A 14785-nucleotide genomic window follows, 5' to 3' on the forward strand; every position below is an offset into this window, starting at 1 on the left:
CAGGTTATGGGTTGAACGGAGCTGCGGTAATGAAAGGTTGTTGGCATGACCGCATGCGCCAGCGGTCAAGGATGCACTGCGCCAAGGCCGTGGTCTTGGCGGAACCTCAACATTACTTCATGAGATGAATATACACGGTTCCCGGCAGTAACGCCGATCCGCATGGGGATGCGGCAAGCCGACTTGCCAACACCTCAGCGCGCCTGGGGCGAGGTCAGAAACCAGGTCCCGGCGCGGACATGATCACTTCCAAAGCGGGCATTTCGTGTCGGCCTTGCTCGTGAAAGCCTGGTCTCCAGGAATCGTCTGCACGACCTTGTAGTAGTCCCAGGGATATTTGGACTCGGACGGTTTCTTCACTTCCATCAGGTACATGTCGTGCACCATGCGGCCATCCGGCCGGATCGTGCCGCCCTTGGCGAAGAAATCGTTGATCTTGGTTTTCTTCAGCTGCTCCATGACCTTGTCGGCATCATCCGTACCGATGGCCTTGACCGCGTTCAGGTATTGCATGGTGGCGGAATAATCCGCGGCATGCAGCATGGAGGGCATTTTCTTCATCTTGTCGAAAAAGCGCTTGGCCCATTTGCGGCTATCGTCATTCTGGTCCCAGTACCAGCCATCGGTGAGGTACATGCCCTGGGTCAGGTTCAAGCCCAGCGAATGGATGTCGGTGATGAATACCAGCAGGCCGGCAAGCTTCATCTGCTTGGTAATGCCAAACTCGTTGGCAGCCTTGATGGAATTGATCGTGTCTCCGCCGGCATTGGCGAGGCCAAGGATCTGCGCCTTGGAGGCCTGGGCCTGCAGCAGGAAGGAAGAAAAGTCGGAAGCCGACAGCGGATGCTTGACGCTGCCGAGCACGCGGCCGCCATTGGCCTTGACCACATCCGACGTATCCTTTTCGAGCGAGGCGCCGAAGGCATAGTCGGCGGTCAGGAAGTACCAATCCTTGCCGCCCTGCTTGACGATGGCCCCGCCCGTGCCCTTCGCCAGGGCGACCGTATCGTAGGCATAGTGGACGGTGTACGGCGTGCAATCCTCGTTGGTCAGGCGCGAAGTCGCGCCGCCGATGTTGATGTAGACGCGCTTCTTCTCCGCTGCCACCTTGGCCATGGCCAGGCCCGCGCCGGAATTCGCGCCGCCGATCAGCAAGTCCACGCCCTGCTGGTCGAACCATTCTCGCGCCTTGCTGGCCGCGACGTCGGCCTTGTTCTGGTGATCGGCGACGATGACCTCGATCTTCTTGCCATTGAGCGATCCGCCGAAATCGGCGACCGCCATCTTGACGGCTTCCGCGCCGCCTGCGCCGTCGATGTCCGCATACAGGCCGGACATGTCGGTGATCAATCCGATGCGAACGACGTCTCCGGAAATCTGGGCCGATGCCGGCACGGCCAGCGCAGCGGCCAGCGTGGCGGCGATGCCGAGTGCGAGAGTGGAACGCTTGGGCAGGAGCGGTTTGGGGGATGTCATGTGATTGTCTCCGTTCATGTGGAATGCGATTGCCTTGAATCAATCAGGCTAAGGGCCAATGCTGCGCTTGTCCACGGGAGGGGCCAGGACTATGGATCTGCATCAAATGCAGTAAGACTTGCGGCCCGGCCCGTGCGCCCGGGTACCGGACCGCCCGCGCAGGCACGGGTGTCGTGCCTGCGCGGTCAGCCTGAATCAGGGGAGGTAATTCAGGCTTTCCGGCAACGGAGGATTGATGGGCACTTCGAAGAAGGGGCCCGCGCCATCCGGATCGATCACTGCTCCCGTCGCGAAGAAGGTCGCGATCTGGCGCTGCGCGGCGATGGCATAAGGCGCCGCGGCCGCGCTGGCGATGTTCGTCAGGAAGGTGTGCGGGTTCTTCGGCACCGCCGGATTCAAGGCATACGCCAGGTCGTTGCGATAGTAGGTGGCATTGGCCGCCAGGTCACCCGCTCTCAGGATTGCGGTCGCGGTGGGATTCGGCACCGTCTGGTCACCCTTGGCGAACTGGAAGATGATCGGCTTGGCGGCATTGCCGGGCAGCGGCTGCTTGCGGATGAACGGCGCATACGCTACCGGATTGCCGGCCTGCTGGGCCCACTGGTTCCAGTCCAGCACCTTGGCGATTTCCATCGCGCCGGGCACGTTGTTGATGACCGGCGGCAGGTCGCGCAACGGCATGTTTTCATTGAACGCGATGCCGCTGGGATCCTTCACGTTGATGAGGGAAGGCACGCGCGATGCCAGGGCAATGCCGGTCAAGGGACGGAATACGCCGAGGCGCGCCACTTCCGTGATCGACCCGCCGGCAACGTTGGGCACGCCGGCACGCAGGTTGGGCTCGACGCCGAGAAGGATGGTGCCGTAGATGCCGCCGAAGGACTGGCCGGAATAATAGATCCGCTGCGCGTCCAGGTCGGTGCTGCCGTCGCCATCGATATCCATGCCGACTTCGATTTCACGCACCAGTTGCATGATGTCGATCGTGGTCTGGCGCAGGCCGTCGCGGTTGCCCAGCACGGTATAGGGCGGAACGGCATTCACGCCTTCCGTGGAATCGATCGTGCCATTCCCATCCTGGTCGATGCCGCGTCCTCCGGCATTGATCTCCACCGGTCCGCCATTGGTCCGGCTGACGGTCAGCGTCCCCAGCGCGCCGCCGCCGTGGCCGACGACATTGATGGAAACGGTGGCGATGCCCATGGAGGCCAGGGTGGATGCCACGGTCCATGGCGCGCCATACATGCTGTCGGTAAAGCCGTGGCCGAAGATCGCCACCGGCCAGCCCTGCGGCGGCCTCGGTCCTTGCGGCACGAAGAGCTGGAAGGTCAGCTGCTTGCTTCCCTTGGGCTGCGGCTGGCCGCTCAAGGTGCCGGTCGCGGGAATCACCTTGGCCGGATTCTGGTATTCGGGAGAAGAATACGTACCGTAGGCGATCTGGCCGATGGCGCCGGGGCTGACCTGCAAGGCCGCCAGCGGCAGCGGCGCCGTGGTAAAGCTGGGCGCCGTTCCGACCTGCCGCTTGAAGTCGATACGCGTCACGGTGGCGGTTGGGAAGACCGTGCGCACCGCTGCGCCGCCGCTGTTCCCCGCCACGAAGCTTGCCGGCGAGGGGGTGGCTTGCTTGATCTGGCGCATGATCTTGTACAGGTCGGCGCTGATGCTTTGCGTGGTGAACACGCTGCCGGCGACGACGCGCTCTTGTCCGGCGAAGGTGGCACGCAGGGCATCGCGCAGTTCACGCCTGTATTCGCTCGTGTCGCGATCCTGGCCCACGCCGAAGATGTCGCCGAAACCGCCCGACTTGATGCTCTTTCCGCTGGCGTCCCGGACGCCGCTGGTAATGATCAGCGCATAGCGCGAATGCTCGTTAAGCAGGACGTCTGGCTGGAACACCAGGGTTTTCGTTTCCGGATCCCACAGGACCTGGTTGATGCCGATGCGCTGGCCCGCCCCGGCGAAAGACTGGGTATCGCCTAGGTTCACCAGGAAAATCGTATTGCTGTTGACGCTGCCGATGTCGATGTCGCCGGTAAAGGGAACGGTGATGCGAGGCTGGGTGGAAAAGCCGTCGAGCGTATTCAGCACGTCGATGTCGGCGCAGTCGCTGGGCCGGGCCGTGCAGTCAGGCTTGGGAAGGCTGACTCGCCGGTACGTGTTCTGACTCCAGTCGACGACGGTGAAACCGTTGCTGGGAAATGGACTGGCGGACGGGTCGCTCAGGTCGAATTTCACGGTAACGCCGTCCGCCATGGCGGCAAGCGGCAGAAGTGCGATGGCGAGCGCGGCCGAAAGCATTCGGCCTGTCAATGCGGGCATGAGTGTCTCCTAGTGGCGATTCTTGACGACGTGTGGGGGTAGCGTGCGCGGCAAGGCAGCGGGCGATGAAGCGGCTTCGTCTTGCCCGATTGACAATAATTAGTTTTCGGCAGGACGGTTTGTCCTACTTCAATAAAATCGCGGGAGGGCTCCGCGGGTAACGATTAACTTTGCGGCAGGCGTCCATTTCCGGCGCAAATTTTTCCAGGCGGAACGGAAAGCGCAAACCCATGCGAACGGGCGCTCAAAAGAAAAGCCCCGCTTCTTGCAAAGCGGGGCAAATGGGGAACTGCAGTACTTCTGCCAGGGAAGTAGAGGAGCATCAGGATCTCCGGCGTTGCCGCCTTTGACCTGGGCGATGACCGCTACGTAGTCACTGTAGCAAGCAGGATTGCTGGCCACAATGCGAAACCGGCGTTGTTACAGTTCATGCCGACGAGCGGATTGCTCATGGGAATGAACGGCTGAAAGGCGGTCGACGCTGGGGAATCATTGCTCATGCCGCATCCGGTTTCAGATGCGGACCGCCCATGCCGCCTTACATCCGCTCGAACACGGCGGCGATGCCCTGGCCGCCGCCGATGCACATCGTCACCAGGCCATAGCGCTTCTGCGTGCGCATCAGCTCGTACACGCACTTGATGGTAATGATCGCCCCGCTGGCACCCAGCGGATGCCCCAGCGCAATCGCGCCACCGTTCGGATTCGTGCGCGCCGGATCCAGGTCCAGCCCCCGGCACACGCCCAGCGACTGCGCCGCGAACGCTTCGTTGGACTCGATCACATCCATCTCGCCCAGCGTCAGGCCCGCGCGCTGCAGCGCCAGCTTCACCGCCGGGATCGGTCCCGTGCCCATGACCGACGGGTCCACCCCCGCCACCGCGTACGACACCAGCCGCGCCAGCGGCGTCAGGCCGTGCCGCGTGGCCGCCTCGGCGCTGGCCAGCACCACCGCCGCCGCGCCGTCGTTCAGGCCGGAGGCGTTGCCCGCCGTTACCGTGCCGTTGTCCTTGCGGAACGCCGGCTTGAGCTTGGCCAGCGACTCGGCCGTGGTGCCGGCCTTGGGATGCTCGTCGGTGTCAAAGGCAACGACGCCGTTGCGGGCCTTGATCTCCACCGGCACGATCTGCGACTTGAAGTGCCCGGCCTCGATGGCGGCAAGCGCCTTGCGCTGGCTGTCGGCGGCGAAGGCGTCCTGCTCCTCGCGGGAAATCTTGTACAGGTCGGCGACGTTCTCGGCGGTGATGCCCATGTGGCCGGCGCCGAAGGGATCGTTGAGCGCGCCGAGCATCATGTCGAGCATCTTGGCGTCGCCCATGCGCGTGCCCCAGCGGGCGGTCTGCATGACATAGGGCGCGCGGCTCATGGTTTCCACGCCGCCACCGACGGCGATGTCGGCATCGCCGAGCTGAATGGCGTTGGCGGCGGTGACGATGGCCTGCAGGCCGGAGCCGCAGAGGCGGTTGAGGGTGAGGGCGGCCGATTCCTTGGCCATGCCGGCGTTGAGGCCGGCCACGCGGGAAATGTACATGTCGCGCGGTTCGCACTGGATGACGTTGCCGAGCACGATGTGCTGTGCGGCGGCCGGATCGACGCCGGCGCGGGCGAACGCTTCCTTCACGGCGATTGTTGCCAGGTCGGAGCCGGAAAAGTCCTTGAGCGTGCCGCCGAAGGTGCCGATGGCGGTGCGGGCCGCGCCCGCAATGACAACGTCTGTCTGTTGAGCCATGATGTAAGTCCTTTTGTGAGTCGATGAAAGAGGGTGTGGAAAAGAGAATGTCGGGCTTGAGGGCGCGAAAGCGGATGTCGCGGCAAATGCGAAGACGACAAGTATAGGGCAGGCCGCCGCCGGATATTTGATTGGCGCCGTGTTTTGACCTGGTGTGGGTCGGCCAGCCGTGGCCGGGCAAGTGTTGCCAATCGTGATTTCGGCAGTTTAGCCTAAAATGTTTTGCATAGCAGAACTACGTTCCGAAAAATTTGACAGTGGCTTCTCTCGTTGATAAGTTCGCAAGCACCAGAAAATTTGCAAGCACCAGAGCCACAACCAAGGACCAGACAGCGTCCGCCGCAAGAGGAAGCCACGACATGGAACAGAAAGCAAGGGCAGTCATCTGCCGCGAGATCAACCAGCCGGTCGTCGTCGAAGAGATTACCGTGGAGGCGCCGCGCCGCGGCGAGGTAATGATCAAGTTGGCGGCATGCGGCGTCTGTCACAGCGACCTGTCCGCCACCAATGGCACGATTCCGTTTCCGGTGCCCTTGATACTCGGGCATGAAGGCGCCGGCACGGTGGTCGCCGTCGGGGAAGGTGTGAACGACTACAAGGTTGGCGATCATGTGGTCAGTTCCTTCGTCAGCATGTGCGGCAAATGCCGTTACTGCCAGACCGGCCGGCCGCAGTTGTGCGACCAGGCGAACAAGGCAATGACCACGCTGCCCGACGGGACCCTCCGCACGCGTGACATGAACGGCGCACCGCTCAATGTGTTTTCGGGCTGCGGCGTGATGGCCGAGTATGCCACCTTGCATACGGATAACGTGGTCAAGGTCGACCAGCAGATGCCGCTCGACAAGGCAGCCCTCATCGGCTGCGGCGTCATGACCGGCGTCGGAGCCGCGGTCAACACCGCCAAGGTGGATCCTGGTTCAATCGCAGTCGTGTTCGGCTGCGGCGGCGTCGGACTGAACGCCATCCAGGGCTGCGCCATCGCGGGCGCACGCATGATCGTTGCCGTCGATACTTCCGATGCCAAGCTCGAGATGGCACGGCAATTCGGCGCAACGCACGTGGTCAATAGCAAGAGCGAGGAAAACGCCGTGAAGGCGATCCTGAAGCTGACCGAAGGCGGAGCGGACTACGCCTTCGAATGCGTCGGCCTCGGCGACATCGCGGCGCAAGCCTACGGGGTGCTGCGCAAGGGCGGAACCGCGGTCGTGGTCGGCGTGGCCAGTCCGAAGGACACCACGTCCATCAGGACGGCAACGCTGACGTTCGGCGAGAAGACGCTGACAGGCAGCTATTTCGGTTCCGCCAGGCCGCGCGAGGATTTTCCGCGCCTGATCGGCCTGTACCGGGCGCACCGCCTCAAGCTGGACGAACTCATCACCCGGACGTATTCCATCGGTGAAGCGCCGCAAGCCTTTGCCGACATGCAGGCGGGCCGCAATGCCCGCGGCGTCATCGTATTCGACTAACGGAGATCATGTCATGCAAAACCGCGACAAGCTGTATATCAACGGACAATGGGTAACGCCTTCGGGCAAGGGCAAGATCGACGTCATCAATGCTTCCACGGAAGAGGTGATGGCCGCGATCCCGGACGGCGACGAGAACGATGCCGCCGCCGCGGTGGCCGCCGCGCGCAACGCCTTCGATCGCTGGAGCGCGACGGCGCCGGCGGATCGGGCAGGCTTTCTCAAGAAGATCCAGGAAGGATTGAAGGCCCGCAGCGATGAACTTGCCCGCATCATCGCCGGCGAAGTCGGCATGCCGCTGAAGCTGTCGGCCATGATCCAGGTTGGTTCGCCCATCACCAACTTCGGCATCTATGCGAAGCTGGCCACCGCTTTCCAGTGGCAGGAAAAGACGGGCAATTCGGTGGTCGTGCGCGAGCCGGTCGGGGTGGTGGCGTGCATCACGCCCTGGAATTATCCGCTGCACCAGATCGCAGCCAAGGTGGCCGCGGCGCTTGCCGCCGGCTGCACCGTCGTGCTCAAGCCGTCCGAGGTGGCGCCGCTCAACGCCTTCGTGCTCGCGGAAGTCATCGATGCCGCGGGATTGCCCGCAGGCGTCTTCAACCTGGTGACCGGCACCGGCCCGGTGATCGGCGAGGCACTGGTTCGTCACCCCGATGTGGACATGGTGTCGTTCACCGGTTCGACGCGCGCCGGAAAACGCATTTCCGAAGTTGCGGCGGCAACGGTCAAGCGTGTGGCACTCGAACTGGGCGGCAAGTCGGCGTCGGTCATCCTGGAAGATGCCGATCTGGCGGCTGCGGTGAAAGGCACGGTCAATGCCTGCTTCCTCAACAGCGGTCAGACTTGTTCCGCGCATACCCGCATGCTGGTGCCGGAATCGCGTTATGAAGAGGCGGCGAAGGTGGCGGTGGAAGTTGCAAAGGGCTTTACCGTCGGCGATCCTTTCGGCGGCTCGGCCAAGCTTGGACCGTTGATTTCGGAGGCGCAGCGCGAGCGCGTGCGCGGGTACATCCGCAAGGGCATCGAGGAAGGCGCCGAACTGCTCGCGGGTGGACCGGATGCCCCGCAAGGCTTGGAAAGGGGCTATTACGTTCAGCCGACGATCTTCGGAAAGGTGAAACCGGACAGCACGATTGCCCAGGAGGAAATCTTCGGCCCGGTGCTATCCATCATCACCTACCGTGACGAAGACGAGGCAGTGAGCATTGCCAATGGCACGCTGTATGGCCTGGCTGGCGGAGTCTGGGCAAGCAGCGATGAGCGGGCGATGCAGGTTGCGCGCCGCCTGCGCACCGGCCAGGTGGATATCAATGGCGGCGCGTTCAACCTCGGAGCGCCTTTCGGTGGTTACAAGCAATCCGGCCATGGCCGGGAAATGGGAGCCTATGGCCTCGAGGAATTCCTCGAATACAAATCCCTCCAGTTCCGTCCCGACGCGCCGGCGCTCGCGGCAGGCGCGCCTTACTGATCGTCTTTGCCGGAAATGACTTCCCTTTTGGCAGGCAAGGGAAGTCAGGCCTGCGCCGGCCGTTTCCGGTGGAAGACCAGGGGGCTGTAAGGGATCGCCGACGGCGGAGGGGAGTTGAGGATGCCAGGCTTCATGGCGCCGATGATGTGCATCTCGCAAGGCTTGCAGTCGAAACGCAGGGTGTAGCGGTCGTCCCCGTTAACCAGGGTCAAGGGCTCGGCCTTCACCTGGCCCTGCACACCTTGCACGCCTTTCGCCTGCTTGGGGCAAAGGTTGAACGAAAAGCGCAAGCAATGCTTGGTGATCATCAACGACACCGCGCCCGCTTCTTCATGCGCTTCATAAGCCGCGGCAATGAGTTGCACGCCGTGCTTCTGGTAGAAGGCACGCGCCTTCTCGTTGTAGACGTTCGCCAGGTAGCTTAGCGAGGTTTCAGGGTAGATGGCCGGCGGTTCCTTCGCCGCCTTTCGCGAAGGGCGTGTCCAGCCCGCCAGCCGCGCCGCTTCGTGCCTGGCGATGGCATCCCGCCTCAGGGCATTGATCGCCGCTGCCGGCACGAACCAGGGCCGCCGCAGATTCAAGGTGACGGAACCGGTTTCGAACATGGTATTGCCGAGCTTGGCCAGGCTGGCGCGCAGCGCTTGCTCCGCCTGTTCCGCCTGCTGCGCCGGCTGGAAGGGAATGCTCGCCTCGATGGCGGTGCGAATCCCGTCTTCGTCATTGAGAACGAGCCTTAGTCCGCCGTCATCCTCCTCCAGCGCGAGATCCAGCTTCACGCGCCGCTCCGCCGACTTTTTCTGCAATGCCGCTTCCCACTGATGATCCCGATTGCGGTGGATGACGCTGCCGGCCTTGAGGCCGACGAGGTCCGGCATGCTTTCATTGGGATACACCCGCCATTGCTGGCCTTCGGCATTCTCGCCCAGCTTCTGCACCCGGTTGGCCTGGATGCCGGCCGTGTTGCGCTTGTGCATGTAATTGAGGCCGTCGCCATTGGCCATCGGGGTCTGCGTTGCCAAATCGAAGTGGTCGCTTCCAAGGCGGGTCACCACGCCGAGTTCGACGCCGAGGTACTTTGGCGAATCGAATGCGCCGATGTCGTCCTGCCTGCCCTGGGCGAAGTAATCCGTATGGCCGCGGTGGAAATTCTTGTCCACGTCGGGCGTGAACATCAGGCGCGTGCGGCCGCTGGAGGCGCGCTGCAGCCCGGGGCGGCGCTCGAGTATTTCATCGAGCAGCATCCGGTAATGGCCGGTGATGTTCTTCACATAGCCCATGTCCTTATATCGTCCCTCGATCTTGAAGGACCGGATGCCGGCATCGATCAGGGCTTCCAGGTTGCGGCTCTGGTCGTTGTCCTTCATCGACAAGAGATGCTTCTCGTAGGCGACCACGCGTCCCTCGCCATCCGTCAGCGTATAGGGCAGGCGGCAGGCTTGCGAGCAGTCGCCCCGGTTGGCGCTCCGGCCCGTATCGGCATGGGAGATATAGCACTGGCCCGAGAACGCGACGCAAAGCGCCCCGTGCACGAAATATTCCAGCGGCGTATTCACCGCATCACGGATCTTGCGAATTTGCTCGATTGTCAGTTCGCGCGCCAGGACCAGTTGGGAAAAGCCGACGTCACCCAGGAAGCTCGCCTTCTCCACGGTGCGTATGTCGCATTGTGTGCTTGCGTGCAATTGAATCGGAGGCAAGTCGGTTTCCAGCAACCCCATGTCCTGGACGATCAGCGCGTCCACGCCGGCATCGTAGAGCTTCCAGATCTGGTCGCGCGCGGTTTCAAGTTCGGCATCGTGGAGAATGGTATTCATCGTCACGAAGATGCGCGCGCGGTAGCGATGGGCGAATTCGACGAGAGCCGCGATGTCCTCGAGGGAATTGCTTGCATTGTGGCGCGCCCCGAACGCCGGACCGCCGATGTAGACGGCATCCGCGCCATGCACGATGGCCTCGCGGCCGATCTCGGCGGTCTTGGCGGGAGAGAGGAGTTCGAGGTGGTGATCGGGGAGTGACATGGGCGCATCCAGACAGGCGAAGGGCAAAATTATATCGAATGCGGGCGCGGTCCGGAGGATGAATGCGGTTCGCGGGAAGCTGCCGCCTCCCGCGCCTGCAAGGGCTTCTTTGCTTTTTTCAGCAGAACATCATTGCCAGCATTGCTGCATCATCCACGAGAAGTATCGTGATCTCGAGAAGGTATAACAGGATGAATGATTGCAGGCGGAGCAGCAGCATGGCGACAGGAGCGCGGAAAAGAAGTGGAAATAGAAAGGAGGGCGGCGCAGGGCGCCATGGGACCCGTCCGCGCCGCCTCCACAATGCGCGATGTTACTGCATTGCAGATTTCTCGTAACGTTTCCTGAGTTCCCGCTTCAACAGCTTGCCGCTCGGGTTCTTGGGGAGCGCGTCGGTAAAGATGACCTGTTTGGGCACCTTGAAATGCGCCATGTTTTCCTTGCAAAAACGTATCACGTCTTCCTCGCCTAGGCTCTGTCCCGCCTTCACGACGATCACTGCCGTCACGGCTTCCACCCAATATGGATCGGACAAGCCGACGACCGCGACTTCCGACACCTGTGGAATCCGGAAGATCATTTCCTCGACCTCCCGGCTGGCCACGTTTTCGCCTCCGGTCTTGATCATGTCTTTCTTGCGGTCAACGACGGTGATGTAACCTTCCTCGTCGCGAATGGCGAGATCGCCGCTATGGAACCAGCCGCCCCTGAACGCCGCCGCCGTTTTCTCCGGATCGTTGTAGTAGCCGATCAGCAATTGCGGGGAGCGATGCACGATCTCGCCGATTTCGCCGGGTGCCACGTCATTCAGGTCATCGTCGACCACCCGGGTTTCCACGTTGAGCACCGGCTTTCCAGCGGAGCCGGCCTTGCGCAGCTGGTCTTCCGGATAAAGAACCGTTGCCAGCGGCGCAATCTCCGTCTGCCCATAGAAATTCCAGAGGCGCACGCGCGGCATACGTACCTGCATTTCCTTCAAGACCTCGACCGGCATGATGGATGCGCCGTAGTACCCTTTTTCCAGGCAAGCAAGATCGGTTTGCTCGAAGAGCGGGGAACGCAGCAGGGCAATCCAGACCGATGGCGGCGCAAAGAAAGAATTCACGCGGTGTTGCGCGAGGAGGGGCAGGATGACGTCCGGGCGCGGCTGGCCCGTGATGATGTTCGTGGTGCCGAGATAGGTGCCCGGACCGAGGAAGACGTCCAGCTGCGCGCAATGGTAGAGCGGCAGCGCGTGCAGCAGCACATCGCTTGCCGCTATGTCGCCCTCGATGACACAACTCACGTATTCCCACAGCACGGCTTCATGGGTCAGCATGGCGCCCTTAGGCAACGATTCGGTGCCGCTGGTGTAGATGATCTGCAACAAGGCACGCGAGTCGAGTTCAGGCAGATCGACATGCGGGGGCGCGTCCTGCAGCAGCGCATCGAAGCTTTCCATGCCCGCCGGAGCCGCGGCGCCGTCCTCTTCGCCCGGCAGCCAGATGAAGCGCGTCACGTCGGTCTGGCGCGAAGCCGCATCGGCACCGAGCTGCTCGAACCCCGATCCCACCAGCAAAGTCTTCGCTCCGGAGCTTCGCAGGATGAAAGCGACTTCGTCGGCATTCAGCATGAAATTGATGGGCACCATGACCGCCCCCATTCGCGCCAGGGCGAATCGCATGGCGGCAAAGGCATGTGAATTCCGGGACAGTATCGCTACCCGGTCACCGGTCCCGATTCCCGAAGCGAGCAGGGTCTTGGCGATCCGGGTGCAGATGGCATCGAACTCGCTGTACGTCCATTGCACCTTGCCGCACAGGATGGCAGGCTTGTGAGGCATTCTCGAGGCGGTACGCCGAAGGACATCTCCCAGGGTGTGCTGGTGCGTGGACGATGGGCTCGCTGGCGGGACAGGCATATCGGTCTCCTTGCGTGGTTGTCGGGATGTGGTTTGGCTTGCTTGGGTGGCGGAGTTGCTATCATTCTGCCATCCTTCCTCCGTTCGGTGCTGAGCGCAGGCAAGGTGACGCGTGCGGCGGTTGCCGGGTAGGCATGGAGTCCTTGCCGTTCGACGCATGGCGCCGGGCGCCTTTTTTCTCATGGTCGCAGATCGCCTCAATGGCATGGCGGCCAGATGCAATCGGTAATTCACATGGAAAAGTCAGAGTCGGGATACGAGCCGCGCATCACACCGCTGACGCACGAGCGCGCTTTCGTGGAGGGACGTGTCGCCGACGAGCAGATGACCCCGCCTGAAAACGGCGGGTGGAACGTCGAGTCGCAACGTTTCGATCCGGTACGCAACTATCGGCAGCTGAACAGGTTCGATTACGACGACAAACGCTTCTTGTTCCTTCCGCTGTGGCATCTGTTCCTTGACGCGTTTACCGCGGGCGCCGAGGCAGGCTACGTCTCCCGGGAAAACTGGAAGCGGGCCTTCGTCTTTTCCAACGACTGGCTTGCACTTGGGAATGATCTCTTACATGGCAATCCCGGCTGGTTGAATGAACGTCACCGTCATGCGCTGTGGATCAGCATGTTCAGCGGGCGGGAATCTGAACTCAGCCTCACCTGCTACCAGGAAGTGGGAGAGTACCTGATTGGCCGGGTTGACTGGGAGATCCCTGCGCAACGATTGGTTCTATTGCAAAAGTCCGACCGAACCGAGTGAGAATCTGCGCCGCGATAGCTTGATGATCTGACAGTGCTGCGGAGTGGCACGTTTTTCGCAGCGCCCACGGACTTTTCCAGTCGGAGGTGTCTCATGGGTCCAGCATTGAAAAAATTGCCTCAACAAGTCATCGTCATTACCGGTGCGTCGAGCGGCATAGGCCTAGCAACCGCTCGCATGGCTGGGCGTTGCGGTGCAAGGCTGGTGCTCGCGTCACGCAATGAAAGCGCATTGCGCCTGATCTGCGACGACCTCAATTTTCAGGGCGTCGAGGCGATACCGGTCACGGCTGACGTTTCTCGCGAGGAAGACGTCATCAAGATCGGCGACGCCGCCGTGCAGCATTTTGGCACGATCGATACCTGGATGAATCTGGCAGGCGTTGCCATCTTTGGCAGAAACGAAGACGTACCCGTCGCAGACATGCAGCGACTGTTCGACGTCAACTTCTGGGGCGTCGTGCACGGATCGCTCGTTGCCGCCAAACATTTGCGGCAACACGGCGGTGTGCTGATCAACATGGGCAGCGAGGCATCTGACCGCGCGGTTCCCTTGCTCGGGGCCTATTCGGCGTCCAAGCATGCAGTCAAGGGTTTCACCGAGTCGTTCCGGGTCGAACTCGAGGAGCAGGGCGTGCCGGTTTCCGTCACCTTGGTCAAGCCGGCGTCCATCGACACGATGCTCGTGTCTCACGCCAAGAACTACATGGAGAAGGAGCCGCTGCTTCCGCCTCCAGTGTATTCGCCCGAGGTCGTCGCCAGGGCTCTCCTGTACGCCGCGGAAAATCCGGTGCGCGACCTACCCGTGGGCAGTCGATCCCGTCTCTCGGGGGCCGGCGGCTTTTATGCTCCCAGGATTTTGGACCGGATCATGGAGCGATTCATGATTCCCATGATGAAGAGCGACGAGGCCGCGCGGCAGGGAAGGGACAACAACCTTCATTCGCCGGCAACTGATCTGCTGGAGAGCGAAGGCGCCCACAAAGGAAAGGCGCGCCGCTACAGCGTCTATACCAGCATGGCGACGCATCCGAGGACGGTGAACGCCATGTTGGTCGGATCCGGTCTCGCGCTTGCGGCGCTTTGGCGATCTCGCCGACGTGCGGGGCGAAGCCTGACTGCAGCGCATCGTTGAACAAGACCACGAGGCTTCCCGGCATCTGCAGCGATGGTACCGTCGTGCGAGAGACGGCCCATCGGTGCACGTTGCCTTTCTGGTGATTTTTGCATTCACTTTTTACCAGAGTCAGGTCTCTCGGCAATTTTTTTCGAAAAGGCGTTGCGCACCCCAATTTCGTTTGCTATAGTTCGCCCCTCGCTACGAAACGCAGCAAAGAAAAACGCGAAACAAACCGCGCTTTCTTCTCGGTTCGGAGGCAAAACAGGGTCAAACAAAACGCTTTGACAATGACCACCGCAACGCAATTACAGCGATGGAAGAGCAGCAAGGTTCTTTAACAAAACAATGTCGATAGATGTGGGCGCTTGATGGCGGTGCGCGCCGGGCAACCGGTGTCTCACAATATATATCAAGTGCTTGCACAGAATACAGGACAGTTCGCAAGGACTGGCCTAGTCAGTATTTTGAGTGAGCGACGATCGGACGTCTGCCGGGGCAACCTGGTGGAGGGAAGATCTGGCAGCAATGCCA

At 61.8% G+C, this 14785-nt stretch carries 9 protein-coding genes; 4 read left to right on the plus strand and 5 right to left on the minus strand.

Features of this window, described 5'->3' with window-relative positions:
- Positions 1–243: 243 nt before the first annotated feature.
- From G3574_RS14300 to G3574_RS14310, 3 genes are all read right to left on the minus strand, one after another.
- A complete protein-coding gene (locus G3574_RS14300) occupies positions 244–1476 on the minus strand; it encodes an ABC transporter substrate-binding protein (RefSeq protein WP_163964309.1) in 1233 nt (410 codons plus the stop codon).
- Between the two features lie 195 nt (positions 1477–1671).
- Positions 1672–3795 carry an Ig-like domain-containing protein gene (locus tag G3574_RS14305; RefSeq protein ID WP_163964311.1) on the minus strand — a complete coding sequence of 708 codons (2124 nt, stop codon included), beginning with the start codon at positions 3793–3795 and terminating at the stop codon, positions 1672–1674.
- Positions 3796–4333: 538 nt separating this feature from the next.
- Positions 4334–5524, minus strand: coding sequence for an acetyl-CoA C-acyltransferase family protein (locus G3574_RS14310; RefSeq protein ID WP_163964313.1), 1191 nt, complete (start codon positions 5522–5524; stop codon positions 4334–4336).
- Between the two features lie 359 nt (positions 5525–5883).
- Here G3574_RS14310 and G3574_RS14315 point away from each other — a divergent pair, with 359 nt between their 5' ends.
- Both G3574_RS14315 and G3574_RS14320 read left to right on the plus strand, forming a co-directional pair.
- Positions 5884–6993 (plus strand): zinc-binding dehydrogenase, encoded by a 1110-nt coding sequence (locus G3574_RS14315; RefSeq protein ID WP_163964315.1) that lies wholly within the window; start codon positions 5884–5886, stop codon positions 6991–6993.
- 13 nt (positions 6994–7006) lie between these two features.
- Positions 7007–8464: an aldehyde dehydrogenase family protein gene (locus tag G3574_RS14320; RefSeq protein ID WP_163964317.1), complete on the plus strand. Its 1458-nt coding sequence runs from the start codon at positions 7007–7009 to the stop codon at positions 8462–8464.
- 44 nt (positions 8465–8508) lie between these two features.
- Here the strand turns inward: G3574_RS14320 and G3574_RS14325 are convergent, their stop codons facing one another.
- Positions 8509–10482 (minus strand): peptidase U32 family protein, encoded by a 1974-nt coding sequence (locus G3574_RS14325; protein WP_163964319.1) that lies wholly within the window; start codon positions 10480–10482, stop codon positions 8509–8511.
- A 313-nt stretch (positions 10483–10795) separates the two neighbouring features.
- Positions 10796–12382, minus strand: a complete 1587-nt coding sequence (locus G3574_RS14330) for an acyl-CoA synthetase (protein ID WP_163964321.1) — start codon at positions 12380–12382, stop codon at positions 10796–10798.
- Between the two features lie 234 nt (positions 12383–12616).
- On the opposite strand from G3574_RS14330, the gene G3574_RS14335 reads away from it, so the two are divergent.
- Positions 12617–13135 (plus strand): hypothetical protein, encoded by a 519-nt coding sequence (locus G3574_RS14335; protein WP_163964323.1) that lies wholly within the window; start codon positions 12617–12619, stop codon positions 13133–13135.
- 93 nt (positions 13136–13228) lie between these two features.
- Positions 13229–14269 carry an SDR family oxidoreductase gene (locus G3574_RS14340; protein WP_163964325.1) on the plus strand — a complete coding sequence of 347 codons (1041 nt, stop codon included), beginning with the start codon at positions 13229–13231 and terminating at the stop codon, positions 14267–14269.
- Positions 14270–14785: the final 516 nt, after the last annotated feature.

Origin of the sequence: Noviherbaspirillum galbum (genome assembly GCF_010974945.1) — a bacterium.
Classification (GTDB): domain Bacteria; phylum Pseudomonadota; class Gammaproteobacteria; order Burkholderiales; family Burkholderiaceae_D; genus Noviherbaspirillum; species Noviherbaspirillum galbum.